The organism is Streptomyces sp. NPDC054783, from assembly GCF_053611725.1.
In genome coordinates this window covers 87,448-111,772 of sequence record NZ_JBSHAY010000016.1, presented here as the reverse complement: position 1 = coordinate 111,772, position 24,325 = coordinate 87,448, and the positions used below count along the sequence as shown (strand labels likewise).

General features: G+C 72.4%; 22 protein-coding genes and 2 pseudogenes. 12 read left to right on the top strand and 12 right to left on the bottom strand.

Annotated elements, in window-relative coordinates; translation table 11 throughout:
- Positions 1 to 508: 508 nt before the first annotated feature.
- The gene (locus tag ACWGJ5_RS26445; RefSeq protein ID WP_453312157.1) at positions 509 to 1,708 is read right to left on the bottom strand and encodes a trans-sulfuration enzyme family protein; all 1,200 of its coding nucleotides are present in this window, start codon (positions 1,706 to 1,708) and stop codon (positions 509 to 511) included.
- 60 nt (positions 1,709 to 1,768) lie between these two features.
- On the opposite strand from ACWGJ5_RS26445, the gene ACWGJ5_RS26440 reads away from it, so the two are divergent.
- Together ACWGJ5_RS26440 and ACWGJ5_RS26435 are read left to right on the top strand one after the other, a co-directional pair.
- The gene (locus ACWGJ5_RS26440; RefSeq protein ID WP_453312156.1) at positions 1,769 to 2,254 is read left to right on the top strand and encodes an Lrp/AsnC family transcriptional regulator; all 486 of its coding nucleotides are present in this window, start codon (positions 1,769 to 1,771) and stop codon (positions 2,252 to 2,254) included.
- Between the two features lie 52 nt (positions 2,255 to 2,306).
- Positions 2,307 to 3,998, top strand: a complete 1,692-nt coding sequence (locus ACWGJ5_RS26435) for a DUF885 domain-containing protein (protein WP_453312155.1) — start codon at positions 2,307 to 2,309, stop codon at positions 3,996 to 3,998.
- A 9-nt stretch (positions 3,999 to 4,007) separates the two neighbouring features.
- On the opposite strand, the gene ACWGJ5_RS26430 is transcribed toward ACWGJ5_RS26435, so the two are convergent.
- A complete protein-coding gene (locus ACWGJ5_RS26430; RefSeq protein ID WP_453312154.1) occupies positions 4,008 to 4,850 on the bottom strand; it encodes an SDR family oxidoreductase in 843 nt (280 codons plus the stop codon).
- 472 nt (positions 4,851 to 5,322) lie between these two features.
- Between ACWGJ5_RS26430 and ACWGJ5_RS26425 the strand changes: the two genes are divergently transcribed.
- The 4 genes from ACWGJ5_RS26425 (at position 5,323) to ACWGJ5_RS26410 (ending at position 9,067) form a co-directional block, all read left to right on the top strand.
- A complete protein-coding gene (locus ACWGJ5_RS26425) occupies positions 5,323 to 5,994 on the top strand; it encodes a hypothetical protein (RefSeq protein ID WP_453312153.1) in 672 nt (223 codons plus the stop codon).
- Between the two features lie 161 nt (positions 5,995 to 6,155).
- Positions 6,156 to 6,422, top strand: a complete 267-nt coding sequence (locus tag ACWGJ5_RS26420; protein WP_453312152.1) for a ferredoxin — start codon at positions 6,156 to 6,158, stop codon at positions 6,420 to 6,422.
- Positions 6,412 to 7,803 carry an NAD(P)/FAD-dependent oxidoreductase gene (locus tag ACWGJ5_RS26415; protein ID WP_453312151.1) on the top strand — a complete coding sequence of 464 codons (1,392 nt, stop codon included), beginning with the start codon at positions 6,412 to 6,414 and terminating at the stop codon, positions 7,801 to 7,803. Before ACWGJ5_RS26420 ends, ACWGJ5_RS26415 begins: the two co-directional genes overlap by 11 nt.
- A gap of 34 nt (positions 7,804 to 7,837) precedes the next feature.
- The gene (locus ACWGJ5_RS26410) at positions 7,838 to 9,067 is read left to right on the top strand and encodes a cytochrome P450 (RefSeq protein ID WP_453312150.1); all 1,230 of its coding nucleotides are present in this window, start codon (positions 7,838 to 7,840) and stop codon (positions 9,065 to 9,067) included.
- Between the two features lie 8 nt (positions 9,068 to 9,075).
- On the opposite strand, the gene ACWGJ5_RS26405 is transcribed toward ACWGJ5_RS26410, so the two are convergent.
- Positions 9,076 to 9,591, bottom strand: a complete 516-nt coding sequence (locus ACWGJ5_RS26405; RefSeq protein ID WP_453312149.1) for an immunity 21 family protein — start codon at positions 9,589 to 9,591, stop codon at positions 9,076 to 9,078.
- A 26-nt stretch (positions 9,592 to 9,617) separates the two neighbouring features.
- A complete protein-coding gene (locus ACWGJ5_RS26400) occupies positions 9,618 to 10,103 on the bottom strand; it encodes a rhodanese-like domain-containing protein (RefSeq protein WP_453312148.1) in 486 nt (161 codons plus the stop codon).
- A 94-nt stretch (positions 10,104 to 10,197) separates the two neighbouring features.
- On the opposite strand from ACWGJ5_RS26400, the gene ACWGJ5_RS26395 reads away from it, so the two are divergent.
- Positions 10,198 to 10,644, top strand: coding sequence for an Lrp/AsnC family transcriptional regulator (locus tag ACWGJ5_RS26395; RefSeq protein ID WP_453312147.1), 447 nt, complete (start codon positions 10,198 to 10,200; stop codon positions 10,642 to 10,644).
- Between the two features lie 27 nt (positions 10,645 to 10,671).
- Here the strand turns inward: ACWGJ5_RS26395 and ACWGJ5_RS26390 are convergent, their stop codons facing one another.
- The 6 genes and pseudogenes from ACWGJ5_RS26390 to ACWGJ5_RS26365 form a co-directional block, all read right to left on the bottom strand.
- Positions 10,672 to 13,662: an AAA family ATPase gene (locus tag ACWGJ5_RS26390; protein ID WP_453312146.1), complete on the bottom strand. Its 2,991-nt coding sequence runs from the start codon at positions 13,660 to 13,662 to the stop codon at positions 10,672 to 10,674.
- The gene (locus ACWGJ5_RS26385; RefSeq protein WP_453312145.1) at positions 13,659 to 14,822 is read right to left on the bottom strand and encodes an exonuclease SbcCD subunit D; all 1,164 of its coding nucleotides are present in this window, start codon (positions 14,820 to 14,822) and stop codon (positions 13,659 to 13,661) included. The genes ACWGJ5_RS26390 and ACWGJ5_RS26385 overlap by 4 nt, the downstream gene beginning before the upstream one ends.
- A 106-nt stretch (positions 14,823 to 14,928) precedes the next feature.
- Entirely contained in the window at positions 14,929 to 15,555 is a 627-nt protein-coding gene (locus tag ACWGJ5_RS26380; RefSeq protein ID WP_453312144.1) for a YigZ family protein, read from the bottom strand.
- Positions 15,556 to 15,686: 131 nt separating this feature from the next.
- On the bottom strand, positions 15,687 to 16,229 hold the full coding sequence (locus tag ACWGJ5_RS26375; protein WP_453312143.1) for a SixA phosphatase family protein: 543 nt from the start codon (positions 16,227 to 16,229) through the stop codon (positions 15,687 to 15,689).
- Positions 16,226 to 16,630, bottom strand: a pseudogene (locus ACWGJ5_RS26370) (hypothetical protein); the annotation flags it as partial. The gene ACWGJ5_RS26375 and the pseudogene ACWGJ5_RS26370, both read right to left, overlap by 4 nt.
- A gap of 267 nt (positions 16,631 to 16,897) precedes the next feature.
- Positions 16,898 to 17,320 (bottom strand): annotated as a pseudogene (locus tag ACWGJ5_RS26365) (hypothetical protein); the annotation flags it as partial.
- A gap of 105 nt (positions 17,321 to 17,425) precedes the next feature.
- On the opposite strand from ACWGJ5_RS26365, the gene ACWGJ5_RS26360 reads away from it, so the two are divergent.
- The 4 genes from ACWGJ5_RS26360 (at position 17,426) to ACWGJ5_RS26345 (ending at position 21,839) form a co-directional block, all read left to right on the top strand.
- Entirely contained in the window at positions 17,426 to 17,836 is a 411-nt protein-coding gene (locus ACWGJ5_RS26360; RefSeq protein ID WP_453312142.1) for a CoA-binding protein, read from the top strand.
- Positions 17,837 to 18,047: 211 nt separating this feature from the next.
- Positions 18,048 to 19,688: an APC family permease gene (locus ACWGJ5_RS26355; protein ID WP_453312141.1), complete on the top strand. Its 1,641-nt coding sequence runs from the start codon at positions 18,048 to 18,050 to the stop codon at positions 19,686 to 19,688.
- 266 nt (positions 19,689 to 19,954) lie between these two features.
- Positions 19,955 to 20,380, top strand: a complete 426-nt coding sequence (locus ACWGJ5_RS26350; RefSeq protein WP_453312140.1) for a hypothetical protein — start codon at positions 19,955 to 19,957, stop codon at positions 20,378 to 20,380.
- Between the two features lie 235 nt (positions 20,381 to 20,615).
- Positions 20,616 to 21,839 carry a 4-hydroxybenzoate 3-monooxygenase gene (locus ACWGJ5_RS26345; protein ID WP_453312139.1) on the top strand — a complete coding sequence of 408 codons (1,224 nt, stop codon included), beginning with the start codon at positions 20,616 to 20,618 and terminating at the stop codon, positions 21,837 to 21,839.
- 41 nt (positions 21,840 to 21,880) lie between these two features.
- Here the strand turns inward: ACWGJ5_RS26345 and ACWGJ5_RS26340 are convergent, their stop codons facing one another.
- Positions 21,881 to 22,438, bottom strand: a complete 558-nt coding sequence (locus tag ACWGJ5_RS26340; protein ID WP_453312138.1) for a YbaK/EbsC family protein — start codon at positions 22,436 to 22,438, stop codon at positions 21,881 to 21,883.
- 32 nt (positions 22,439 to 22,470) lie between these two features.
- Positions 22,471 to 23,043: a helix-turn-helix domain-containing protein gene (locus tag ACWGJ5_RS26335; protein WP_351621424.1), complete on the bottom strand. Its 573-nt coding sequence runs from the start codon at positions 23,041 to 23,043 to the stop codon at positions 22,471 to 22,473.
- A 119-nt stretch (positions 23,044 to 23,162) separates the two neighbouring features.
- Here ACWGJ5_RS26335 and ACWGJ5_RS26330 point away from each other — a divergent pair, with 119 nt between their 5' ends.
- The gene (locus tag ACWGJ5_RS26330) at positions 23,163 to 24,020 is read left to right on the top strand and encodes an EamA family transporter (RefSeq protein ID WP_453312137.1); all 858 of its coding nucleotides are present in this window, start codon (positions 23,163 to 23,165) and stop codon (positions 24,018 to 24,020) included.
- The last annotated feature ends 305 nt before the right edge of the window (positions 24,021 to 24,325 follow it).

Below are 24,325 nucleotides of genomic sequence, written 5' to 3'. Positions count from 1 at the left end.
CTGAGGCGGCAGCCCGGGGTGGGGCCGGCCGCCCGGGGCCGAGTCAGCCGCCGGTCTCGCCCGTCGGAGCCGGACTCAGACCCGAGGTCGACGACCAGGGCCGGGCTGGCGGTCAGGTCCGGGATCTGCGGCACGAGGCCCGATCTGCGGCCGGTGTCGACCATCGGGGCCGGACTGAGCCGAGTCCGACAACCAGGGCCCGGCTCGCGGCCCGGCCCGGAATCGGCGGCCCGGGGCGGGATCTGTGGCCCGGAGCCGACCGTCGGGGCCGGGCCGGCCGCCGGGCCCGGCATCTGCGGCCTGACCCGGTCCGTGCGGCCGGAACCGGAATCTGCCGCCCGGGCCGGAAACCGGCAGCCGGAACCCCGGGCGCTCTATGAAGACGGCCGCGCCATGAATCCGCCGAAACGGCGCTCAGCCACAACGGCGGTGTCCGGCGGTGCCCCACCCACTCCGACTCACCCCGACTCACCCCCGCTCACCCGCACCCACCACCGGCCGCAACCGCTCAGCGCACCGCCTCCCGCAGTGGCACCGGCATGCGGACCGGCTCCCCCAACGCCTGGTCGAGGTCGGACCAGAGATCGTCCACGTCTTCCAGCCCCACCGACAACCGCAGCAGCCGGTCACTCACCCCCGCACCGCGCCGGTCGTCGGCGTCGACGATGCGGTGGCTGATGGAAGCGGGGTGCTGGATGAGCGTGTCGACGCTGCCGAGGCTCACCGCCGGGGTGACGAGCCGGACCCGGGAGATGACCTCGTGCGGATCGCCGTGCACCTCGAAGGCGATCATCGCGCCGCCGATGCGCGGATAGTGGACGCGGGTCACGCGCGGGTCGGCGGCGAGCCGACCGGCCAGCTCGGCGGCGTTCGCGGACGCGGCCCGCACCCGGACCGGGAGCGTGGACAGTCCCCTCAGCAGCAGATACCCGGCCAGCGGATGCAGGACGCCACCGGTGGCGAACCGTATCTGCCGTAGTCGCCCGGCGAACTCCTCGTCGCAGGCGACCACTCCGGCCAGCACATCGCCGTGCCCGCCGAGGTACTTGGTGGCGCTGTGCAGCACCAGGCGGGCGCCGTGCTCGGCCGGGCGTTGCAGCACCGGCGTGGCGAAGGTGTTGTCGGCGAGCAGCGGGACCGAACCACAGGCGTGCGCGACGGCCCGCAGGTCTATCTCGGCGAGGGTCGGGTTGGCCGGGGACTCCACCATGACCAGGCCGGTGTCCGGGCGCAGCGCGTCGGCGATGCCGGCCGGGTCGGTCCAGGTGACCTCGGTGCCGAGCAGCCCGGCGGTCAGCAGATGGTCGCTGCAGCCGTACAGGGGTCGTACCGCCACCACATGGCGGAGGCCCATGGCCGAACGGGCCAGCAGGACCGCACTGAGCGCCGCCATCCCGCTGGCGAAGGCGACCGCGGACTCGGTGCCCTCCAGGCGGGCGAGGGCGGTCTCGAAGCGGGCGACGGTCGGGTTGCCGAGCCGACCGTAGACGGGCGGTCCCACCGGGTCGGCGCCGTCGGTGGCGAAAGCGTCGATGCGGGCTGCCTCACCGCGGCTGTCGTACGAGGGGTAGGTGGTCGACAGGTCGATCGGCGGGGCGTGCAGGCCCTGGCGGGCTAGATCGTCGCGGCCGGCGTGCACGGCTTCCGTGGCCAGGGCTCTCGATGCGGTGCGTACGCCGTCGTAGGCACCGGTGCTCGCTGTGTCCATGCGCGGAAGGGTGAACAGTGAACGGTTCACTGGATTCGAACACCGTGCTACGTTCGGCCCATGGCCGAATCTGTCGTACTGGATCCGGTGGATCTCCATCTGCTGCGGCTGCTGCAGAACGACGCCCGGACCACCTACCGTGATCTGGCCACGCAGGTGGGCGTGGCGCCGTCGACCTGTCTTGACCGGGTGACCCGGCTGCGGCGCTCGGGCGTGATCCTGGGCCACCAGCTGCGACTGGATCCGGCCAAACTGGGGCGCGGGCTGCAGGCGCTGCTGTCGGTACAGGTACGGCCGCACCGGAGGGAGCTGGTCGGACCGTTCGTGGAGCGGATCCGGGCGCTGCCCGAGGCGCGGACGGTGTTCCATCTGACCGGCCCCGACGACTATCTGGTGCATGTGGCCGTCGCGGACATGGCCGATCTGCAGCGGCTGGTGCTCGACGAGTTCACCGCGCGGCGCGAGGTGGCCCGGGTGGAGACCCGGTTGATCTTCCAGCAGTGGGAGTGCGGGCCGCTGCTGCCGCCCGGCCACGCCCAGAGCTGAATCCCCCCATACGTGGGTGACGGAGTGATCCTTCTCGTACGAGGATGGGCACATGTCTGAGACCAAGAGCCCGCTGCCCCGTCAGGTGGCAGACGCGTACGTGGACGACCTCATCGCCCTCGACCCGGTCACCGGTACCTACCTCGGTGTGAAGGAGAGTTCGAGCCGCCTGCCCGACTACTCGCCCGCGGGCCAGGCGGCCCTCGCGGAGCTGGCGCGGACCACGCTCGCGAAGCTGGACGAGGCGGAGCGGCAGCCGGGGGCGGACAGTGACGCGGAGCGGCGCTGCGGGCGGCTGCTGCGGGAGCGGCTGACCGCCGAACTCGCCGTGCACGAGGCGGACGAGCACCTGCGCGCGGTCGGCAACATGGCCACGCCGGGCCACTCGGTGCGGGACATCTTCACGGTCACGCCGTCGCAGACGGACGAGGACTGGTCGGCGATCGCCGAGCGGCTGCGCGCCGTGCCGGGAGCGCTCGCGGGCTACCGTGAGTCGCTGCAACTCGGCCTGGACCGCAAGCTGTTCGCGGCGCCGCGGCCGACGGCGACGTACATCGAGCAGCTCTCCGAGTGGACGAACACGGACGGCAAGGGCCGCGGCTGGTACGAGGACTTCGCCGCCGGCGGGCCCCAGGCGCTGCGCGCGGAATTGGACGAGGCGGCCCGCGCGGCGACCGATGCCCTGGTGGAGCTGCGGGACTGGCTGCGGGACGTCTACGCGCCGGCGATCGAGGGCGCCCCGAACACGGTGGGCCGCGAACGGTACGCACGCTGGTCCCGCTACTTCAACGGCACCGATCTGGACCTGGACGAGGCGTACGCGTACGGCTGGTCGGAGTTCCACCGGATCCTCGGCGCGATGCAGCAGGAGGCGGAGAAGATCCTGCCCGGTGCCGAGACCCCCTGGGTGGCGCTCGCGCACCTCGACGAGCACGGCCGGCACATCGAGGGTGTGGAGGAGGTGCGGGAGTGGCTGCAGGGCCTGATGGACAAGGCCATCGAGGACCTGGACGGCACTCACTTCGAACTCGCCGAGCGGGTGCGGAAGGTGGAGTCGCGCATCGCCCCGCCCGGCGGTGCGGCGGCCCCCTACTACACGGCCCCGTCGGAGGACTTCTCCCGCCCCGGCCGCACCTGGCTGCCCACCATGGGGCAGACCCGCTTCCCGGTCTACGACCTGGTCTCGACCTGGTACCACGAGGGCGTGCCCGGGCATCACCTCCAGCTCGCACAGTGGGCGCACGTGGCGGAGAACCTCTCCCGCTACCAGGCGACGATCGGCGGGGTCAGCGCCAACGCCGAGGGCTGGGCGCTGTACGCGGAGCGGCTGATGGACGAGCTGGGCTACCTCACCAATCCCGAGGAGCGGCTCGGCTACCTGGACGCGCAGATGATGCGGGCGGCCCGGGTGATCGTGGACATCGGCATGCACCTGGAGCTGGAGATCCCCGCCGACTCGCCGTTCCACCCCGGTGAGCGGTGGACGCCGGAGCTGGCGCAGGAGTTCTTCGGGGCGCACAGCAGCCGGCCGGCGGACTTCGTGGAGAGCGAGCTGACCCGGTATCTGACGATTCCGGGTCAGGCGATCGGCTACAAGCTCGGTGAGCGGGCGTGGCTGCTGGGCCGGGAGAAGGCGCGCGAGCGGCACGGCGACGCGTTCGACCTGAAGGCCTGGCACATGGCGGCGCTGTCGCAGGGTTCGCTGGGCCTGGACGACCTCGTGGACGAGCTGGCCCGGCTCTGACGCCCGGCGTCAGCGCCGGAAGCCGCCTTCCGAGTTGATGACCTCCCCGGTGATCCAGCCGGCCTCGTCGGTGGCCAGCCACACGATGAGGCGGGCTGGGTCGTCCGGGAGGCCCCAGCGTCCGCCGGGAAAACGGGCGGCGACGGCGGCATGGGCCTCGCCGGTGGCGTAACCGGTGTCCACCGGGCCGGGGTTGACGGCGTTCACCGTGATGCCCTGTTCGGCCAGCGTGCCGGCCAGAGAGCGGGTGATCGAGGCGAGTGCGCCCTTCTGGAGGGCGTAGGCGATCTCGCCGGGCATGCCGCCGCCGAGATCCTGTCCGGAGGTCATCAACACCACCCGCCCGCCGGGAGTCGCCCCGGGCAGCCGGGCACGCGAGCGGGCGTAGGCCTGGACGAGCAGCAGGACCGAGCGGGTGTCGACGGCCCAGTGCGCGTCGAGCATCGCGGCGTCGATCTCGTCCAGGGTGCCGTCCGAGCCGCTGAGGGCGTGGTTGGCGACGAGGATGTCCAGGCGCCCGAACTCCTCGACGACCGTGTCGATCAGCCGGGCCGGTTCCGCCGGGTCGGCGAGATCGCCGGGTCCGGAGCCGACGCGGGCCCCTGGGTCTGCGAGCACGGCGCGCACGGAGCCGACGACGGCCTCGGGGCTGTCGGCACCCCACGGCATGGCAGCGTCGTGCGGTGCATGGTGATGCAGATACACACTCGCCCCGTACGCCGCCAACCGCCGCGCCACAGCATGCCCGATCCCGGCCCGCCGACTGGCCCCGGTGACAAGGGCGGTACGCCCACGCAGGGGCAACGGGTCGCGCCGCAGGTCTTCCGGGGCGGGGAACTTGTTCGCAGGCACGGCGGATCACCTTAGGGGGCGGGGGGATCGCGGCGCGAGCGAATTGGGCGCGCGGGGGTGGCGGGGCAAGGGCGTTGGGGGCAGAGGGCTGGGCCGTCGGGGGCAGGGGGGTACGGGGGCTGGACCGGAAGGCCGGGGCCGGACCGGCGGACCGGTCGCTGGACCGGAGGGCCGGGGACCGGACCGGAAGCCCCGGGACCGGACCGGAAGCCCGGGGACCGGACCGGTCCGAACCGGGCGAGCCGAAAATGGCGCATGCTGCCTTGCCCCTCCCCCTCAAGTCCCGTGTAGCCGCCGGCGGTCCGTGGCCGTGGCCGTGGCCGTGGGGGTGTCGTGGAAGTCCGGGGTCATTGTCGTCATGACGCGTCCCGTCGGAGCGTCGGTCGATCGGCCGTCCGGGTGTCCCCGGTGGCGCGAGCGGTGCGGGGGCGGCTTGCTGGTGCGGGAGGCGGTGTGGAGGAGGCGGGACGGGATGCGGCAGAAGGAGCAGCGGGTGCTGGAGACGCCGCGGGCCGCCGGGCTGGCGGGAGTCGCTTTCGCGCTGCTGATCACCGCGGCGATCGTCCTGATCCGGCTGGGCATTCCCCAAGGAGCCGAGGCGGTCACCGCGCGGGGATTCACGGACTCCGCGCGCCGTGACACCGTGCGTGCGGCCCTCGCGCTCGTGCCGTTCGCCGGGATCTTCTTCCTGTGGTTCATCGGCGTCGTACGGGCACACCTCGGTGCGGGCGAGGACAAGTTCCTCGCCACCGTCCTCATCGGCAGCGGGCTGGTCTTCACCGCCGCGCTGTTCGGCGCCGCGGCCGCCGCGAGCGCCGTTCTCGCCGTCGCCCACCCCACCGGCACGGCGCCGGCGCCGGCCTACTGGGACTTCGGCCGTCATCTCGCGTACACGCTGTTGACGGAGTACGCCATGCGGATGGCGGCCGTCTTCGTCTCCTCCTTGTCGGTGATCGGCCACCGCCTGGGTGTCCTGCCGCGCCCGCTGACGATCCTGGGCTTCCTGACCGCCCTCGTCCTCCTCTTCGTAGCGTCCGACGTGCCCTGGTCGGAACTCGTCTTCCCCGCCTGGTCGCTGCTGATCAGCGTGTACATCCTCCTGGTGAGCGGTCGCGCCCGAGCCCGTACCGCGGCGGACGCGTGACGGACGGAGAGAGGGAGGGTCCATGAGCTCGAATGGGCATTGCCGACGGGCGAGGCGGCCGTATCGCCCTCAAGCTTGCACATGGGACATGACCGCCGTCCGGGCGTGCCGCGCGACTCGGCGGGCGCCACCGGACCTGGCCATCGGAAGGCGGAGCGCCGATGCGGCTCGTCGTCGATCTCAACAAATGTCAGGGTTACGCCCAGTGCGCGTTCCTCGCGCCCGACGTCTTCGCCATGCACGGCGACGAGGCCCTGATCTACAACCCGCACGCCCCCGAGGAACAGCGGGAACGGCTGGCGCGCGCCGTCGCCGCCTGCCCGGTGCAGGCGATCACCGCGGACGGGCTGGACGACAGGGGAGACGGCAGAGACACAGGAAAGGCAGGAGGGACCGGAGACGTTCAGGAGGCGTCGGATGGTCGCTGACTACGTCGACTGGCTCAGGCGCGAAGGCCGGATCGTGATCGTCGGCGCCTCGCTGGCGGGCCTGCGGGCCGCCGAGACCCTGCGCGCCGAGGGCTTCGCCGGCGAACTGACCCTGATCGGCGACGAGCCGTACGAGCCGTACGACCGGCCGCCGCTGTCCAAGTCGGTCCTGCTGGGCAAGGCCTCCCCGCACCGCACCGAGCTGCCGCACCGCCGGGAGATCGACGCCAAGTGGCGGCTCGGTGTCCCGGCGACCGGACTGGACCTGTCGGCCAGGCGGGTCCGGCTGGCCGACGGGGACGAGGTGGAGTACGACCGGCTGCTCATCGCGACCGGCGTCCGCGCCCGGCCCTGGCCGAAGGAGGAGGAAGCTCGTCTCGACGGCGTCTGCCTGCTGCGGACCCGGGACGACGCGGCCGATCTGTACCAGCGGCTGAAGGCCGGGCCGCGCAGGGTGTTCGTGATCGGCGCCGGGTTCGCCGGTTCGGAGGTCGCGTCGGCCTGCCGCGAGACGGGCATCCCCGTCACCGTGGCGGAGCGCGCGGGTGCCCCCCTGGTGGGTGCGCTGGGCGGAGTGATCGGCGCGGTCGCGGCCGACCTGCAGACCGAGAACGGCGTGGATCTGCGCACCGGGGTCACGGTGACCTCGTTGCAGGGCGACTCGGTCGGCCGGGTACGGGCCGTCCATCTGTCCGACGAGAGCGTCGTCGAGGCGGACGTGGTCGTGGTCTCGCTGGGCTCGGTGCGCAACACCGACTGGCTGGCCGGGTCGGGGCTGGGCGCCGGGCCCCGGGGCATCGCCTGTGACGCGGGCTGCCGTGCCTTCGACTTCCGGGGCATCGTCACCGACCACGTCTTCGTGGCGGGTGACGTCGCGCGCTCCCCGCACGCGTTGTTCGGCTACCAGTTCCTCTCGCTGGAGCACTGGGGCAACGCCGTCGCCCAGGCGGAGACGGCCGCGCACAACATGATCTGCCACGGCGCCGACCGGCGCCCGCACCTGTGGATGCCCGCCTTCTGGTCGTCGATGTTCGGCGTGAACATCAAGTCGGTCGGCGTGCCGTCCATGGGCGACCAGCTCATGATCACGCAGGGTTCGCTCGCCGAACGCCGGTTCCTCGGCGTGTACGGCTACCAGGACCGCGTCATCGCCGCCGTGACCTTCGACAACACCCGCTGGCTGGAGTTCTACGCACGGCAGATCGAGCGGGGCGCGCCGTTCCCGGTGGAGTACCCGACGGTGGACCGCCGTCCCGAGGGCCGGCAGCCGGTGGCGGCCGACTTCCCCGACCCCTCGCTGCCCACCCACGGCCCCACCGTCACCCTCAGCGGCTACTCACCGGCCGACCAGCAGCTGGTCTTCCACCCCGCCCGCCACTGACCGCCGACCGGCGCCGATGCTCCAAGGACTTGTCATGACGCAGGCCTCGCTGTTCCGTCAGATCACCGACTTCGCCAACCGCGCCGACCCGTATCCGCTGTACGAGGAGCTCCGCAAGACCCCGGTACTGTGCGAGGAGGAGGGCGGCCCGTACGTCATCAGCTCGTACTGGGACATCGAGGCGCTGCTCCACGATCCGCGGATCAGCTCCGACGCCGTCAATCTGGCCGCCGCCGGGGACGACGAACTGTCCGGGCCGGAGGCGACGGGGCTGCCTCCGAGCTTCATCCGGCTCGACCCGCCGGAGCACGACCGGCTGCGGAGGATCGCCAACAGCTCCTTCGGGCCACCGCACAGGCCGCGCCGGATCGAGAACATGCGGGGCGAGCTGGGTGAGATCGTCACCGGGCTGATCGACGGGTTCGGGGACGCGCGGCAGATCGACCTGGTCGACCAGTTCGCGTACCCCTTCCCGGTGACCGTGATCTGCCGGCTGCTCGGCGTGCCGCGCGAGGACGAGCCCCGCTTCCGTGCCTGGGTCGACCCGATCGTCGCCGGCCTGGACCCCGACACCCGCGCGGGCGCCGAATCCGAGCGGACCGCGCAGGAGGCACGGTTGCAGCTCGGCATGTACCTGAACGGGCTGGTGGAGCAGCGGGCCAGCGAACCTCGCGACGACATGCTCTCCGACCTGGTGAACGGTCACGGTCCGGACGGCGCCATGACGACGATGGAAGTACTCAGCACCGCGGTGCTGCTCCTCATCGCGGGCCACGAGACGACGGTCAACCTCATCACCAACGGCATGCTCACGCTGCTGCGCCACCCGGAGGTCCTTGGGCGGCTGCGCAACGATCCGGGTCTGTCGGTGCGGATCGTGGAGGAGCTGCTGCGCTACGAGCCGCCTGTGCAGATCGTGCCGCAGCGCACCTGTATCACCGACATCGAGCTGCGCGGGGTCACCATCCCCAAGGGCTCGCACATCTGGCTGATGCTGGCCGCGGGCAACCGCGACCCCGAGCGGTTCGAGGACCCCGAGCGCTTCGACCCGGACCGCGAGGACATCCAGCACCTCGGTTTCGGCAGCGGCATCCACAGCTGCTTCGGCGCCCCGCTGGCCCGGGTGGAGGCGCAGATCGCCCTGTCCGAGCTGGCCCGGCGGCTGGAGAACCCCCGCCTCGTCGAGGACCCGCCGCCGTACCGGCAGAACGCGGTGCTGCGCGGGCCCCGGCATCTGAACATCGCCTTCGACGGCCTGCGTTGAGCCTTCTGTCAGTGCGCGACAGGCCTGAGCTGGACCAGCCCGACCCAGGTCTCCGGCCCCGGCTGCACGTACGCGGAGCGCACCGCGTACGTGCCCGCCTCCAGCGGCACCCGGAGGTGTTCGGTACGGCCGGCCTTGTCGCCCGGCCAGGCCGAGTCGAACAGCAGCACCGGGCCGGGCACGCGCCAGTGCACCTCGCTGCCCCACACCGCCGCGTCCAGGGCGGCGGGCACCCCGGCGAGGAGTTCCGCCTCGGAGTCGGCGGCGGACCACCGTACGAAGGTGGCGTGGTCCGGCAGGTACGAGGTGGAGGCGGGTTCGTCGCCGAACACCAGGGCCGCGCTGTCGCCGACGGGCAGCAGTCCGATGTGCCCGTCGACCTCGCACGCCCGGTCGTAGTCGGTGTCGAGCTCCTCGCTGTCGGCGCCGGCCCAGAACGGCAGCACCGTCTCCGGGACCGCTATCAAGGGGCCGCCACCCGATTCCACCCACTCCAGCGCGCCTGGATCCGCGTATCGAGCCATGGGCAGAGAACCTACACGGGCGGGGGTCAGCAGCCGCACTCGCCTTCGACGGGTGCGGTCAGCGGGTCGGCGTCGCGCTGTTCACGCGCCTGCCATGTCTCGTAGGCGAAGCCCTCGCGCGCCCAGTACTCGAAGCCGCCGAGCATCTCCTTGACCCGGTAGCCGAGTTCGGCGAGGGCGAGGGCGGCGCGGGTGGCGCCGTTGCAGCCGGGGCCCCAGCAGTACGTCACCACCGGCACGGACTTGTCCAGCAGCTGCTCGGCCTGTTCGGGGATGAGCGCGGTGGGCAGGTGGACGGCGCCGGGGATGTGGCCCTGGTTCCAGGACTCGGTCGAGCGGGAGTCCACGACGACGAAGCCGGGGTCGTCGCCGGCCGCGAGCGCGGCGGCCACGTCGGAGACGTCGGCGTGGAAGGCCAGGCTCGCGCGGAAATGGGCGGCCGCCTCGGCGGGGGCGGCGGGGGCGACGCGCAGGACGGGGTTCCCGGAGGTCCGAGTGGTCTTGGTGATCATGACTGGAAATCTACGGCCCCGGATCCGCTCCCTGAAGTGGGAATCCACGGCATCCCCCTTGTCCTCACCGGGATTTCCCTGCTATCCATCCGGGATGACCGCGTATTCCCCGGACGCCACCGACTGGCGCATTCTCGAGGTCCTCCAGCGGGAGGGACGGGCCAGCTACGCCGAGCTGGCGCGGGCCGTCTCGATGTCGCCGAGTGCCGTCACCGAACGGGTCCGCCGGCTGGAGGAGGCGGGCGTGATCCAGGGGTACGCGGCGGTCGTCGACCCCGAGCGGCTCGGACTGCCGATCCTGGCGTTCGTACGACTGCGCTACCCGAACGGCAACTACAAGCCGTTCCACGACCTGGTGGCCGCGACGCCCGAGATCCTGGAGGCGCACCATGTGACGGGCGACGACTGCTTCGTCATCAAGGTCGCCGCCCGCTCCATGGCACACCTGGAGGAGATCTCCGGGAAGATCGGCGCCCTGGGCTCGGTGACCACCAGCGTCGTGTACTCCTCCCCGCTGCCACGGCGCGCGCTGGGCCGCTGACCCGGTCCAGCGGGGGTTCATGCCCGGTCAGACCCCACGCTGCCGCAGCACCGACCCCGTTCTCCCCTTGACGACCTCCAGCTGGGCGTGGATCCGGCGCCGCAGGTCGGGCACGTGGCTGACGATGCCGACGCTGCGGTCGCGTTCGCGCAGGGAGTCGAGGACGTCGAGGACCTCGTCGAGGGTCTGGTCGTCGAGGCTGCCGAAGCCCTCGTCGATGAACAGCGTGTCGAGGCGGACGCCGCCGGCCTCGTCGGTGACGACGTCCGCGAGGCCGAGGGCGAGGGCGAGGGAGGCGAAGAAGGTCTCGCCGCCGGAGAGTGTGGCGGTGTCGCGTTCGCGTCCGGTCCAGGCGTCGACCACGTGCAGCCCGAGCCCGCTGCGACCGCGCCCGGTGCGGTCGTCGGAGTGGACGAGGGTGTAGCGGCCCGACGACATGCGCTGCAGCCGGGCGGTCGCGGCGGCGGCGACCTGCTCCAGGCGGGCCGCGAGCACATATGACTCCAGGCGCATCTTGCGTTCGTTGTCGGCGGAGGTGCCCGCGCTGAGGGCGGCGAGGCGGGCGATCCGGTCGTACTCCTCGCGGAGCGGGGCGAGCCGGCGTACGGCCTCGGTGGCGCGCGCGGAGAGGCGGTCCAGCTCGGCGCAGCAGCGGGCCGCCGCGTCGCGCGCGGATGCCGCCTCGCGCAGCCGGTGTTCGGCCGTGGCGGCCGCGCGCTCGGCCGTGGCCGGATCGGCGGGCGGGCGTTGGGCGGCGGCCGCGGTGTCGGCCTCCGCCAGCACCGCGCGTACGGCGGCCTCCTCGGCCTGCCAGGCGTCCAGGTGGTGCTGCAGCTCGCGGTGGGCCGCGGCGTCCAGGAGGGCGGCGGCCGCGGCCTGCGGGGTGTCGAAGCCGGCCCGGTAGGCGGCGTCGGCGAGGCGGGCGTCGGCGTCCTTCAGGCGCTGGGCGGCGTCCTCGGCGGCGCGTGCCGCGTCGGCGGCGTCGGTGAGCAGCGCCGCCTGCCGCTCCAGCTGCGCGGCACGTGCGGCCACGCTGCCGGAGCCGCCGCGCGCCTTGGTCAACTCGGCTTCCAGCTCGGCCTGTTCACGTTCCAGGGTCTCGCGCCGGGTGAGCCGGGAGGCGGCCCGTACGGCGGCCTGCTGGCGGTCGGCGAGGCGCCGCTCGCGTTCGTGCTCGGCGCGCCGCAGCTCCTCGTGGGCGGCGTGCAGCGCCGAGGCGTCGCGGCGGGCGCGGGCGTACTCCTGCTCCAACTCGACGGCCTGCTCTTCGAGTTGGGCGGTCGGCGCGTCGCCGGCCTCGGCGGTTGCGGCGGCCAGGGCCTCCCGGACGACACCGAGTCGCCGCTCGTCCTCGGTGTGCTGCTCCTCGGCGCGCTGGAAGGCGGCTAGGGCCCGGTCCTCGGTCTCGCGGTCGACGTGTCCGGCGACCTTGCGGGCCGGCGCCGGGTGTTCGGTGGCTCCGCAGACGGCGCAGGGCTCACCGTCGGTGAGGTGGGCGGCCAGTTCGGCGGCGATGCCGGTCAGGCGCTGTTCCTTGAGGTCCAGCCAGTGGGCGCGGGCGTCGAGGGCGCGTTGCTCGGAGGCGAGTGCCTGCTGCCGTGCCTGCTCCAGGTCCGCTGCCAGCTGGTCGCGGGTGCGGGCCGCGTCGAGGCGCCCGCGCATCGGTTCCCGCTGGACGGCGAGCTGTTCGGCGCGGGTGGCGGCCTCCTGCGCGGAGTCGAGGCGGGACTGCAGCGCCGCACGGGTGGCGTCCCACTCGGCGAGCCATGTCTCGGCCTCGCGCAGCACGTCCTCGTCGGCGCGCTCCTGTCGGTCGAGCCCGGACCGCTCCTCGGCCAGCCCGGCGAGCCGTCGCTCGGCGCGCCGGGCCGCATCCAGGCCGCCCAGCTCCTCGGCGGCCCGGCGCGCGGCGGCGGCGAGTCCGCCCGCCCCCGCGTCGGCGTAGGAGCCGGGGAGCATGCCACGCGCGCGTGCCTCGGCCGCGGCCGCCCTGCGGTGCTCCTCCTCGACCGCCTCCCGCAGCTCCAGTGCGGGCGCGACCGCCTCCGCCTTGCGGGACCGCTCCATGCGCCGCTGGGCCTCGTGATGGGCGCCGGCCCGCTCCTGCAGCCGCTCGGCGCGCTGCCGGGCCTCGGCGAACCGGCGCTGCAGGCGGGCGAGTTCGCGCACGTCGTCCAGGGCGCGCCGGGTCGCGGCGTGGGCGGACTCGGCGGCGGCGAGCCGGCAGTGGGCGACGGTGAGCCGTTCGCGGGCGGTGGCGCGGGCGACGGCGGCGGCACCGAGGACGGCGTCGGCCAGGCCCGGGTCACCGGGGGCCAGCTCGGGCAGCTCCATGGCCTCACCCGCCTCCTGCTCCATGCGGTGGGCGTCGGCGAGCAGCGTCGCGTCGCCCTCACGCACGCGTGCCTCCGTGGCCCGGCGGCGCTCGGCGAGGCGCTTTTCGACGTCGGCGAAGCGCTGGGTGTCGAAGAGGCGGCCCAGCAGCCGCCCACGGGCCTCCGCGTCGGCGCGCAGGAAGCGGGCGAAGTCGCCCTGGGGCAGCAGCACGACCTGGCAGAACTGCTCGCGGCTCATGCCGAGCAGCTGGGTGATCTCCTCGCCGATCTCCTGGTGGGAGCGGCTGCGGTCCTTCCAGGCGCCGGTGGTGGCGTCGTACTCGCGCAGCCACGTCTGCGCCTTGTCGACGGTCGTGCCCGTGCCGCGCAGTTTGGGCCGCTCCCAGGGCGGCTGTCGGGTGATCTCGAGGCGGCGTCCGGCGACGGTGAGGTCCAGGCGGACCTCGGTGCGGGTGCCCGGCTCGGCGTGGTCGCTGCGCAGGTTCATGCCCTGGCCGTTCTGCCGGGCGCCGGGGACGGAGCCGTACAGGGCGTAGCAGACGGCGTCCAGGACGGAGGTCTTGCCGGCGCCGGTGGGGCCGTGCAGCAGGAAGAGCCCGGCGGTGGACAGGGCGTCGAAGTCGACGCCCTGGGAGCCGCCGAAGGGCCCGAAGGCGGTGATGTCGATGCGGTGCAGCCTCACCGGGCCACCTCCCGCACGGCGGCGTCGGCGCGCACGGCGTCGAAGACCTCGCGCAGCACGGCCGCCTCCCGTTCGTCGGGCCCGGCGCCGCGCACATGGGCGACGAAGTCCTCGGCGATCTGCTGGTCGCTGCGGCCCGCGAGGCGCCGGGCGTACGAGACCTGGGGGTCGTCGGGGGCGCGCTCGGGGGCGAAGACGAGGCTGAGGGTGTGCGGGAAGCGCTCGGTGAGGCGGGCCATGGGCTCGGCGGGGCGGACCGCGTCGGTGAGGGTGGCCTCGACCCAGGCGTCCTCGTGGCCCGCGAGCGCCGGGTCGGCGAGGAGGTCGTCCAACCTGCCCTTGATACGGGCCAGCGGGCGCGGCACCGGGCAGTCGACGCGCTCGGCGTGGACGCGGCCGTCGCCGTCGAGGTCGACCAGCCACATGCTCTTGCGGTGGTCGGCCTCGGAGAAGGAGTAGGCGAGTGGTGAGCCCGAGTAGCGCACGCGCTCGGTGATGGTCTGGCAGCCGTGGAGATGGCCGAGTGCCACATAGTCGACGCCGTCGAAGACCCCGGCCGGTACGGCGGCGACCCCGCCGACGGTGATGTCCCGCTCGCTGTCGCTGGCCTGACCGCCGGTGACGAAGGCGTGGGCGAGGACGACCGAGCGGGTCCCCGGGTCGCGCGTGGCGAGGTCGGCGCGGACGCGGTGCATGGCGGCGGACAGTACGGCCTCGTGGCCGGCCCTCTCCACCGCGAACTCGTCCTTCACCAGGGCCGGTTCGAGATACGGCAGGCCGTAGAAGGCGACCTCCCCGTGGGCGTCGGCCAGCACGACCGGGGTGCCGGCGGCCGACGGCTCGGTGCGCAGGTGGATGCCCGCGCGGCCGATGAGCCCGGCGCCGACACCGAGCCGGCGGGCCGAGTCGTGGTTGCCGGAGATCATCACCGTGGGCACGCCGAGGTCCGCGAGACGGTGCAGGGCGTCGTCGAACAGCTCGACCGCGGCGAGCGGGGGCACCGCACGGTCGTACACATCGCCCGACACGACCACCGCGTCCACCTCGTGCTCGCGCACGGTGGTGACGAGGTGACCGATGAACTCGGCCTGGGCCCCGAGCATGTTCACCCGGTGCAAGGCCCGGCCGAGATGCCAGTCGGACGTGTGCAGGAGTCTCATGATCCCCGAGACTAACGGCCGGGTCTGACATCACGGGCGGTTACTCCCGTAACGACCCGACACGGCAGGCCAACTTTGGTGATTTTCGCCCGATCAAGGCGGAGTGTCAGGCATCTCCGTAGGCTTCGCCGCCCAGTTCGAAGCCCGCCGTGCCCGCCGTCGCGTCCGCGAGCCACGCGCGGAACGCCTCGACGTCCGTGTCCGGCAGGCCGATCTCGATGGTGACCGCCTCGCCGTAGCGGACGTCGCGCACCTCGCGTCCGGTGGCGCGCAGGTCGTTCTGGACCTTGCCGGCGCGCTGGTGGTCGACGGTCACCGTGGCCAGCCGGAAGCGGCGCCGGGTGATCGTGCCGAGTGTGTCGAGGGTCTCGCCGACCGCGCCGCCGTAGGCCCGGATGAGTCCGCCGGCGCCGAGCTTGACGCCTCCGTAGTAGCGGGTGACGACCGCGACGACGTAGCGCATCTCACGGCGCAGCAGCATCTGGAGCATGGGGACGCCGGCGGTGCCGCCCGGTTCGCCGTCGTCGCTGGCCTTCTGCACGGAGGCGTCGGCGCCGATGACGTACGCCCAGCAGTTGTGGGTGGCGTCGGCGTGCTCCTTGCGCACGGAGGCGATGAAGTGCTGCGCCTCCTGCTCGGTGGCGGCCGGGGCGAGGGCGCACAGGAAGCGGGAGCGGTTGATCTCGATCTCGTGCACGCCCGCGTGGGCGACTGTGCGGTACTCGTCCTGCATCCCGCAAGCCTATGCGGTGACGGGGAGTGGGCCGCGACGGGCGCATGCCGGCGGTGGGGCCACGGGCGGCCGGGCACGCGCGCGTAACCCGGTCGTCGCGGCTCGGGCACGCGCTACGCGCGCGTGTGGTGCTACTTCTTCTTCCCGCGCGCAATGATCACCGAGGTCAGAAGGGCCGTTCCGGGGCCGAGGGCGGGCCAGCCGGTGCCGTGCCAGGAGAGGACGGCGATCGCGGACGTGGGGAACTTCGTCCGCACCCGCTCCAGCGTGTCGTCGAGACCGTCCCGCGCCAGCTCCAGGACCAGTTCCTCGAGACCGGGGTTGTGCCCGACCAGCATCAGTGTCTCGACCTCGGGCGGCGCCTCGCGGACCACCTCAAGCAGCTCCGGTACGCCGGCCGCGTACAACCGCCGGTCGAACCGCACCGGCGGCGGAGTGCCCCACTCGGCGGAGGCCAGCTCCCAGGTGCGGCGGGCGCGTACGGCCGGGGAGCACAGGGCGAGGTCGGGCAGGCAGTCCGCCTCGGCGAGGGCGCGTCCGGCGGCCGGGGCGTCGCGCAGCCCGCGCGGCGCAAGCGGTCTGCGGTGGTCCTCGACGCCCTCGGGCCAGGCGGACTTGGCGTGCCTCAGGACCACCAGCCTGCGCAGCGGGCCCGTGCCCGCCCGCACGATCATGCGAGGCTCCCCAGGTCGCGGGCGAGGTCGAGGGCCAGCAGACGGTCGGCGTAGACGTACGTCTCGAAGCGGGCTCCGTCGGGCAGATCCCGGGCGCTCTCCACGGCCCGCAGCACCTCCAGCACCCCGGGCAGGTCGAGGTCGTCCTCCCACGCGGAGCGCAGCCGCGCCCGCACGTCGTCGGGTACCGGCCGCGAGGGCTGCCGCGCCCACCTCGCCACAGCCCGCCGCCACCGGGCCAGCCACCCGGCGGCCTCCTCCAGCGCGCCGGAGTCCAGCCGCACAGGCTCACCACGGGGGACGGACAGCAGAGCCAGCCGAAGGGCGGACGGGTCTGAGAGCCCGGAGAGGAGCGCGGGGAGCGGAGGGCGGGGAGCGGGCTCGGGGGCGGGGGCGCGGGCCGGCTCGGCGGCACGGCCCGGGGCAGGCTCCGGGGCACGGCCGGGCGCAGGCTCGGAGGTCTGACCCGCGGCAGGCTCCGGGGCACGGCCGGACGCAGGCTCAGCGGTCTGACCCGCGGCAGGCTCCGGGGCACGGCCGGGCGCAGGCTCGGAGGCGGACTCGGGTTCGCGCCCGGCGGCGTGGCCGGGGCCGGGCTCGGGGACATGCCCGGGGGCGGATTCGGGGGCATGCCTGGGGGCGTGCCCCGCGACGAGGTCCGTCCCCGAGCCGCCCGCCGGCTCACCCCTCCACTCCACAGCCGCGACCCACACCACCGGCCCCCCGCCGGAGCCGTCCGACAGCTCGGCCGTCACGTGGAGCGTCTGCGCCTCCCCCAGCCCCGACGTGACGTCGCGGGCGTCCTCGAAGGGGCGGATGGCCAGGGTGGTCGCGGCGGTGCGGAGGTCGGTGGGGCTGTGGGGTGCGGCGAGGGTCGGCCAGACCGGTGTGCCGCCCAGTTCCAGGGCGCGGACCAGCAGGTCAGCGGTGAGGAGAACGCGCAGGGCCGTCGGGTCGGGGCCGGAGGCGTGGGCTTCGATGCGGGTCAGGCCGCGCCGGGCGGGCGCGGCGGGGACGGGCTCACCGGTTCGGGCGTCGAGGATGCGCAGCACGGGCTGAGCGTAGGCGGGCGGGCGGCCGTACGCAGGCATCTCGTGCCGATTCCGGACACGGTGGCGAGGTGGCGGGGCGGGAATCCCGACCCGCCACCGTACTGTTGTCCAGGCGAACAGTTCCCGCAGTTCGAGGAGGCGGTCGTGTACGGCGACGAAGCGACGATCCGCAGGATCCTGACCGAGCTGGGCGACACCTGGGCGGTGGTCGGCCTGTCCACCAACCGGAGCCGGGCCGCGTACGGGGTGGCGCAGGTGCTCCAGCGGTTCGGCAAGCGGATCGTCCCGGTGCACCCGAAGGCCGAGACGGTGCACGGCGAACCGGGGTACGCCTCCCTCGCGGACGTTCCCTTCGAGGTCGACGTGGTCGACGTCTTCGTCAACAGCGAACTGGCCGGCGCGGTGGCCGACGAGGCCGTGACCAGGGGCGCTCGGGCGGTGTGGTTCCAGCTGGGGGTCGTGGACGAGACCGCCTACGAGCGGACCCTGGCGGCAGGCCTTGACATTGTCATGGATCGTTGTCCCGCCATCGAAATTCCCCTTCTGAACCAGTGAATCTTTCCTTCTACTCACAATCTGCCGCTGAATATTGACATTCCGGTCAGGCATCTGACCTGTGACAAGTCCGTGACCGAGTGTGCGCCCAAGACACCTAAGATCCCAGGTCAAAATTTGGTTAACACTCTTTTGCTCATGCGGAAAGTCTCCCTAGCCTGTGGCCTCCTTGCTCGTTAACGCTGCGTATAGATCTGAGAGGCCACTAGACATGGCGAACGTCGACCAGGCTGCGCCGGTAGCCACAAGCGACACCGGCGGCGGCCTGCGCCGCGATGTGGGGCTCATCGGCCTGATGTGGGCTTCGGTGGGTTCCATCATTGGTTCCGGCTGGCTCTTCGGTGCCGAGAAGGCGGTCACGGCGGCCGGCCCCGCGGCGATCATCTCGTGGATGATCGGTGCCGTGGCGATCGTGCTGCTCGCCCTCGTGCACGCCGAGCTCGGTGGCATGTTCCCGGTGGCGGGCGGTACCGCCCGTTACCCGCACTACGCCTTCGGCGGCCTGGCCGGTATGTCCTTCGGCTGGTTCGCCTGGCTGCAGGCCGCGACGGTGGCCCCGATCGAGGTCGAGGCCATGATCGGCTACGCCAAGCACTGGCACTTCGCCGACGGCCTGCAGAACACCAACGGCACGCTCACCACCAGCGGCATCGTCGTCGCGGTGCTCCTGATGGCCGTGTTCGTCGCGGTCAACTTCCTCGGTGTCCGCGTCCTGGCGCACACCAACAGCGCCGCCACCTGGTGGAAGATCGCGGTCCCGCTCGCGGCGATCTTCGTCATCGCGATCGGCAACTTCCACCCGGCGAACTTCACCTCCGAGGGCTTCGCACCCAAGGGCGCCGCGGGCGTTCTCGGCGCTATCAGCTCCAGCGGCATCATCTTCGCGCTGCTCGGCTTCGAGCAGGCCATCCAGCTGGCCGGCGAGAGCCGCAACCCCAAGCGTGACCTTCCGCGCGCCACGCTCGGCTCGGTCGCGATCGGCGCCGTGATCTACCTGCTGCTCCAGATCGTCTTCATCGGCGCCCTGCCGCACGCCTCCTTCGCCAAGGGCTGGGCAAACCTGAACTACGTCGGCATCAGCGGCCCCTGGGCGGGTCTCGCCACGCTGTGCGGCCTGGGATGGCTGGCCTGGGTGCTGTACGCCGACGCGATCATCTCCCCCGGTGGCACCGGCCTGATCTACACCACCGCCACGTCCCGTATCTCCTACGGCCTGGCCAAGAACGGCTACGCGCCGAAGGTCTTCGCCAAGACCGACTCGCGCGGTGTGCCGTGGTTCGGCCTGGCGATGTCGTTCGTGACCGGTGTGGTCTGCTTCGCGCCGTTCCCGAGCTGGCAGACGCTGGTCGGCTTCATCACCTCGGCGAGCGTGCTGATGTACGCCGGCGCCCCGCTGGCCTACGGCGTCTTCGCCGACCGGCTGCCGAACCACGAGCGTCCGTACAAGCTGCCCTTCGGCAACTTCATCTCCCCGCTGTCCTTCGTGGTCGCCAACCTGATCATCTTCTGGTCCGGCTGGGACACCCTGTGGCGCCTGGGCTGCGCGATCCTGATCGGCTACGTGCTGCTCGGCTCCTACGCCTGGTACGCGATCCGCAAGAACCTGCCCAACGCGCCGCGCCTGGACTTCAAGGCCGCGCAGTGGCTGCCGCCCTACCTGGTGGGCATCGGCGTGCTCTCCTACCTGAGCACCTTCGGCGGTAACGGTGACCTGCCGCTGTGGTGGGACATCCTGGTCGTCGCGGTGTTCTCGCTCGGCATCTACTACTGGGCCAAGGCGACCGCCTCCAAGCCCGAGCAGATCGAGCGCGACATCGAGGAGGTCGTGGTCACCGACGCCCCGGCGCACTGACCCCCACTCCTACCCCCGGTGTCCCGTTGGCCGCGTCGCGGCTGACGGGACACCGTCATGTTGCGGGAGTGATCTCCCCACATGCGGCCGTGACCGACGGCGCCCTCACGGCCTGGAATGACATGCTCACACCAAAGATCGGCACATGACTTGGTCAAGGGCAAGTAGGGACAGGACGGAACCCCTGATTCCGCCCATACCATGATCGCCGAGAAGGTCTGGGAACCAGGCATAACCACGCAAAAGCCAACGGAGAACAAGTTCACGTGAAGATCAAGGGTTTGCGGGCGGCCGTGCCCGCCCTGCTGGTACCGCTGATGGCCGCTACGTTCGTGGTCGGTTCCACCGGCATCGCGTCCGCCTCCTCCAATGACTGCGAGAACCACCAGGTGACGCGCGAGGAATCGAACATGGTGTGCATCTTCATCGACGGCCACGGATTGACGGTCAAGTCGATCCACGGACGCTTCATGGGCATCTGGGGCAGGCCGAAGCTGACGCTGTACATCAACGGAAAGCTGGCGTCCAGCCTGAAGTCCCCGAAGACCACGCAGGACTGGCTGACCGCCTTCCCCTCGAAGTTCGACAAGAAGTACGCGAACGGGACCACGATGAAGGTCTGTCTGAGCGAGATCACCGGCGACATACCCGCCAAGAGCCTGTGCACCCAGCCCCTCAAGATCCACTCGTGACTCGATCCGGATCCGCCTGACCACGAAGACGGGGGAAAACGGCCCTTCAGGGGTCGTTTTTCTCTTTCACCGAAAAGCCGGGCCGCTCACACCGCGCACCTCACCGTTCAGCAAGGCGGTGATCCGCCGTCTTCAGGAACTCCTTCACCAGCCCCGACGCCCCCGCGGACTGACCCTGCTCTCCCTGGTGTCCGCCCGGCCGACCCGGCTGACGGGACACCGTCATAATGCGGGGATGGTCTTCCCTTCCCCCCACCCCGATTCCGCGCCCGGGGAACGCCGTACGGTCGTCGTCGTGGGCGCCGGGCCCGCCGGGCTCACCGTCGGCAACATCCTGCGGGCCGCCTCCGTCGACTGTGTCGTCCTGGAGACCGAGAGCAGGCAGTTCATCGAGACCCGGCCCCGGGCCGGTGTCATCGAGGAGTGGGCGGTGCGCGAACTCGGCCGACGCGGACTGTCCGAACGGCTGCCGGACCGGGCCGAGTCGCACAGCGCCTGCGAGTTCCGCTTCGACGGCGAGCGGTACCGCTTTCCCTACGCCGACCTGACCGGCAGCCATCACTACGTCTACCCGCAGCCGTTGCTGGTGACGGATCTGGTGCGGGAGTACGCCGACGTACGCGGCGGCGACATCCGCTTCGGCGTGCACGACGTCTCGCTGCACGACCTGGACTCGGACCGGCCCGCGGTCTCGTACCGGTGCCCGGAGACGGGCGAACGCCGGCTGCTGCGCTGCGACTTCGTCGCGGGCTGCGACGGGGCGCGCGGCGTCACGCGGGACGCGATACCCGTCGAGCGCAGGCGGATCGCGCGGCAGGACGACGGCATCGGCTGGCTGGCGCTGCTCGCGGAGGTTCCGCCGTCGACGGACTGCGTGCTGTTCGGTGTCCACCCGCGCGGTTTCGCCGGGCAGATGCCGCGCAGCCCCGAGATGACCCGGTTCTACCTCCAGTGCCCGCCCGGCGACGATCCGGAGAACTGGTCGCACGACCGGGTCTGGACCGAGCTGCGTGAGCGGCTCGGCGCGGCCGGAGCGCCCCCGCTCGGCGAGGGCCGGCTGATCGAGAAACGGGTGCTGGACATGCACCACTATGTCGTCGAACCCCTCGCCCACGGGCGGCTGTTCCTCGCCGGGGACGCCGGTCATCTGGTCGCGCCCATCGCCGCGAAGGGCATGAACCTCGCCCTGCACGACGCCTTCCTGCTCGGCGACGCGCTCACGGCCTGCGTCACGAAGGGCGACGGCAGCGGCCTGGACGGCTACTCCGCGGCATGTCTGCGCCGGGTGTGGGACTACCAGGAGTTCTCGCAGTGGCTGTCGGACATCTATCACGGTGTCGCGTCCGGTGATCCGTTCCGCGCCGGCACCACACTGGCCCGGCTGCGCCGGCTGTTCACCTCGCCGGCCGCGGCGGCGGCCTTCGCCGAGCAGTACCTCGGCACCGCAAGCGCCTACTGAACACCGCCGGGCCGGTGGAACGGATCTGCCGTTCGCCGGCCTCAGGCGACCCCGAGGCCCTCCAGCACCACGGCGCCCGGGAGGTCCGCGAGGGCCTTGCCGGGCACCAGCAGCTTGCCGCGCCGGCGTCCGCTGCCGACGAGGACGTAGGGCAGGTCGACCACGGCCGAGTCGATCAGCACCGGCCAGCCGGCGGGCAGTCCGACCGGGGTGATGCCGCCGTACTCCATGCCGGTCTCGCCGGTCGCCGTCTCCATCGAGGCGAAGGAGGCCTTGCGGGCGCCGAGTTGGCGGCGCACCACGCCGTTGACGTCGACCCGGGTGGTGGAGAGCACCACGCACGCGGCGAGGGTGGTCTCGCCGCCCCGCTTGCCCGCGACCACCACACAGTTCGCCGACTGCTGCAGCAGGTCGCGGCCGTAGTGCTCCACGAAGGCGGCCGTATCGGCCCAGCGCGGGTCCGTCTCGACGTGGAGGACCCGGTCGGCGGGGACCGCGCCCTGCCAGTTGCGTACGGCGTCGGCGACCGGGGCGGTCAGCTCCTGAAGGCAGTCCGGGACCGGGGTGGCGGTGTCGAAGTCTCCGATGGGTGCACGCATGGCCGCACGCTAACAGGCCGCCGCAGTGCGGTTCAGCGCACGGGCGGTACCGAGACGGCCATGACCATCTCCATCGGTACGTCGCCCTCGTTGCCGTAGGTGTGCGAGGTGCTCGCCTCGAACGTGGCGCTCGCGCCGGTCGGCACCAGGTGTTTCACGCCGTCCACGGTCAGGGTCAGCTCGCCGGCGGTGACATGGACCAGTTCCACCGTGCCCGCCGGGTGCGGCTCTGAGGGACTCTGTTCGCCCGGCATCAGCCGCCAGTCCCACATCTCCAGCGGACCGGGCGCCTCCGTGCCGGCGAGGAGGCGGTTGTAGCTGCCGGCGTCCGTGTGCCACAGCCGTACGGCCTGCTCGGCGGGGACGATGCGGACGGTGGGGCCCTGTTCGTAGTCGAGCAGGGTGGTGATGCTGATGCCGAGCGCGTCACCGATCTTGACGACGGTGCCGATGCTGGGGTTCGTCCGGGCCTGCTCGATCTGGATGAGCATGCCGCGGCTGACGCCCGCGCGGGCCGCGAGCGCGTCCAGGGTGAAGCCGCGCTCGGTGCGCCAGCGCTTGACGTTGCGCGCCAGGGACTGGGTCAGCAGGTCGAGGTCCGACACATCACGTCCATCGATGAGGGTTCCCTATTGGGTTCAATATACGGGATGACAGAGTTCACTTGACTGAACTACGGTGGGGTGTACCTGATCGTTCACCAAACTGTACTGCGAGGCCGACCGTGACAGCATTCCTCGCCCTCACCACCAGCCTCCTGTGGGGACTGGCCGACTTCGGCGGCGGACTGCTGACCCGGCGTACGCCCGCGCTGACGGTCGTGGTCGTCTCGCAGGCCATCGCGGCGACGATCCTCGGCGCGATCGTCGCCGCGACCGGCGGATGGAGCGAGGCCGGGCCGCGCCTGTGGTTCGCGTTCGCCGCCGGGCTGGTGGGTCCGGTCGCCCTGCTCTCCTTCTACAAGGCCCTGGCGCTCGGCCCCATGGGGGTCGTCTCGCCACTCGCGACACTGAGCGTGGGCGTGCCGGTCGGTGTGGGCCTCGTCCTCGGAGAGCGGCCCGGAATGCTCCAGGTCGCGGGCATCGCCGTGGCCGTCACCGGGGTCGTCCTCGCGGGCGGTCCACAGCTGCGCGGGGCGCCCGTACAGCGGCGGACGATCCTGCTCACGCTGGTCGCGGCGCTGGGCTTCGGCACGGTGTTCGCCCTGATCACGGAGGCCTCCACCACCGTCACGGGCCTGTTCCTCGCCCTGTTCGTCCAGCGTCTGACGAACGTCGCGGTCGGCGGAGCCGCGCTCGCCGTCTCCGTCCGGCGGGGCGGCCGGGCGGTGCCGGAGGGCGGCTTCCCGTGGGCCTCGCTGCCCGCGCTGGCCTTCGTCGGGCTCGCCGACGTGGCCGCCAACGGCACCTACGCGGTGGCCGCCCAGCACGGCCCGGTCACCGTGGCGGCCGTCCTCGCCTCGCTGTACCCGGTGGTGACCGCGCTGGCCGCGCGCGGCTTCCTCAGCGAGCGCCTGCGGGCGATCCAGGCAGCGGGCGCGGGGCTGGCGCTGCTCGGCACAGTGCTACTGGCGACCGGCTGAGCCGACCTGCGGGTTCCAGTGCGGGGCGGGTCAACCCGCGGATTCCGGTGCCGGCCCGGCCGGCCTGCGGGTTCCGGTCCCGACCGAGCCGACCTGCGGTCTCCCGTCCCGGGCGGACCAGCCCGCGGATTCCCGCCCAGGCCGAACCAGCCCGCAGATTCCCATCCCGGCCGAACCAGCCCCCAGGCTCCCGCTCAGGCCGACCCAGCCCGCAGGCTCCCGTCCCGGGCAGGCCAGCCCCCGGGTCCAGTCCAGACTGAGCCGGCCCGCAGGCTCCCGTCCCGCTGGAGCCAGCCCGCAGGCTC

What these genes read in the sequence shown, in the direction of transcription:
- ACWGJ5_RS26445 (WP_453312157.1), bottom strand. Translation starts at nt 1,708, where the DNA reads ATGGACACAGCGAGCACCGGTGCCTACGACGGCGTACGCACCGCATCG.
- ACWGJ5_RS26440 (WP_453312156.1), top strand. Translation starts at nt 1,769, where the DNA reads ATGGCCGAATCTGTCGTACTGGATCCGGTGGATCTCCATCTGCTGCGG.
- ACWGJ5_RS26435 (WP_453312155.1), top strand. Translation starts at nt 2,307, where the DNA reads ATGTCTGAGACCAAGAGCCCGCTGCCCCGTCAGGTGGCAGACGCGTAC.
- ACWGJ5_RS26425 (WP_453312153.1), top strand. Translation starts at nt 5,323, where the DNA reads ATGCGGCAGAAGGAGCAGCGGGTGCTGGAGACGCCGCGGGCCGCCGGG.
- ACWGJ5_RS26420 (WP_453312152.1), top strand. Translation starts at nt 6,156, where the DNA reads ATGCGGCTCGTCGTCGATCTCAACAAATGTCAGGGTTACGCCCAGTGC.
- ACWGJ5_RS26415 (WP_453312151.1), top strand. Translation starts at nt 6,412, where the DNA reads ATGGTCGCTGACTACGTCGACTGGCTCAGGCGCGAAGGCCGGATCGTG.
- ACWGJ5_RS26410 (WP_453312150.1), top strand. Translation starts at nt 7,838, where the DNA reads ATGACGCAGGCCTCGCTGTTCCGTCAGATCACCGACTTCGCCAACCGC.
- ACWGJ5_RS26405 (WP_453312149.1), bottom strand. Translation starts at nt 9,591, where the DNA reads ATGGCTCGATACGCGGATCCAGGCGCGCTGGAGTGGGTGGAATCGGGT.
- ACWGJ5_RS26400 (WP_453312148.1), bottom strand. Translation starts at nt 10,103, where the DNA reads ATGATCACCAAGACCACTCGGACCTCCGGGAACCCCGTCCTGCGCGTC.
- ACWGJ5_RS26395 (WP_453312147.1), top strand. Translation starts at nt 10,198, where the DNA reads ATGACCGCGTATTCCCCGGACGCCACCGACTGGCGCATTCTCGAGGTC.
- ACWGJ5_RS26385 (WP_453312145.1), bottom strand. Translation starts at nt 14,822, where the DNA reads ATGAGACTCCTGCACACGTCCGACTGGCATCTCGGCCGGGCCTTGCAC.
- ACWGJ5_RS26380 (WP_453312144.1), bottom strand. Translation starts at nt 15,555, where the DNA reads ATGCAGGACGAGTACCGCACAGTCGCCCACGCGGGCGTGCACGAGATC.
- ACWGJ5_RS26375 (WP_453312143.1), bottom strand. Translation starts at nt 16,229, where the DNA reads ATGATCGTGCGGGCGGGCACGGGCCCGCTGCGCAGGCTGGTGGTCCTG.
- ACWGJ5_RS26355 (WP_453312141.1), top strand. Translation starts at nt 18,048, where the DNA reads ATGGCGAACGTCGACCAGGCTGCGCCGGTAGCCACAAGCGACACCGGC.
- ACWGJ5_RS26345 (WP_453312139.1), top strand. Translation starts at nt 20,616, where the DNA reads ATGGTCTTCCCTTCCCCCCACCCCGATTCCGCGCCCGGGGAACGCCGT.
- ACWGJ5_RS26340 (WP_453312138.1), bottom strand. Translation starts at nt 22,438, where the DNA reads ATGCGTGCACCCATCGGAGACTTCGACACCGCCACCCCGGTCCCGGAC.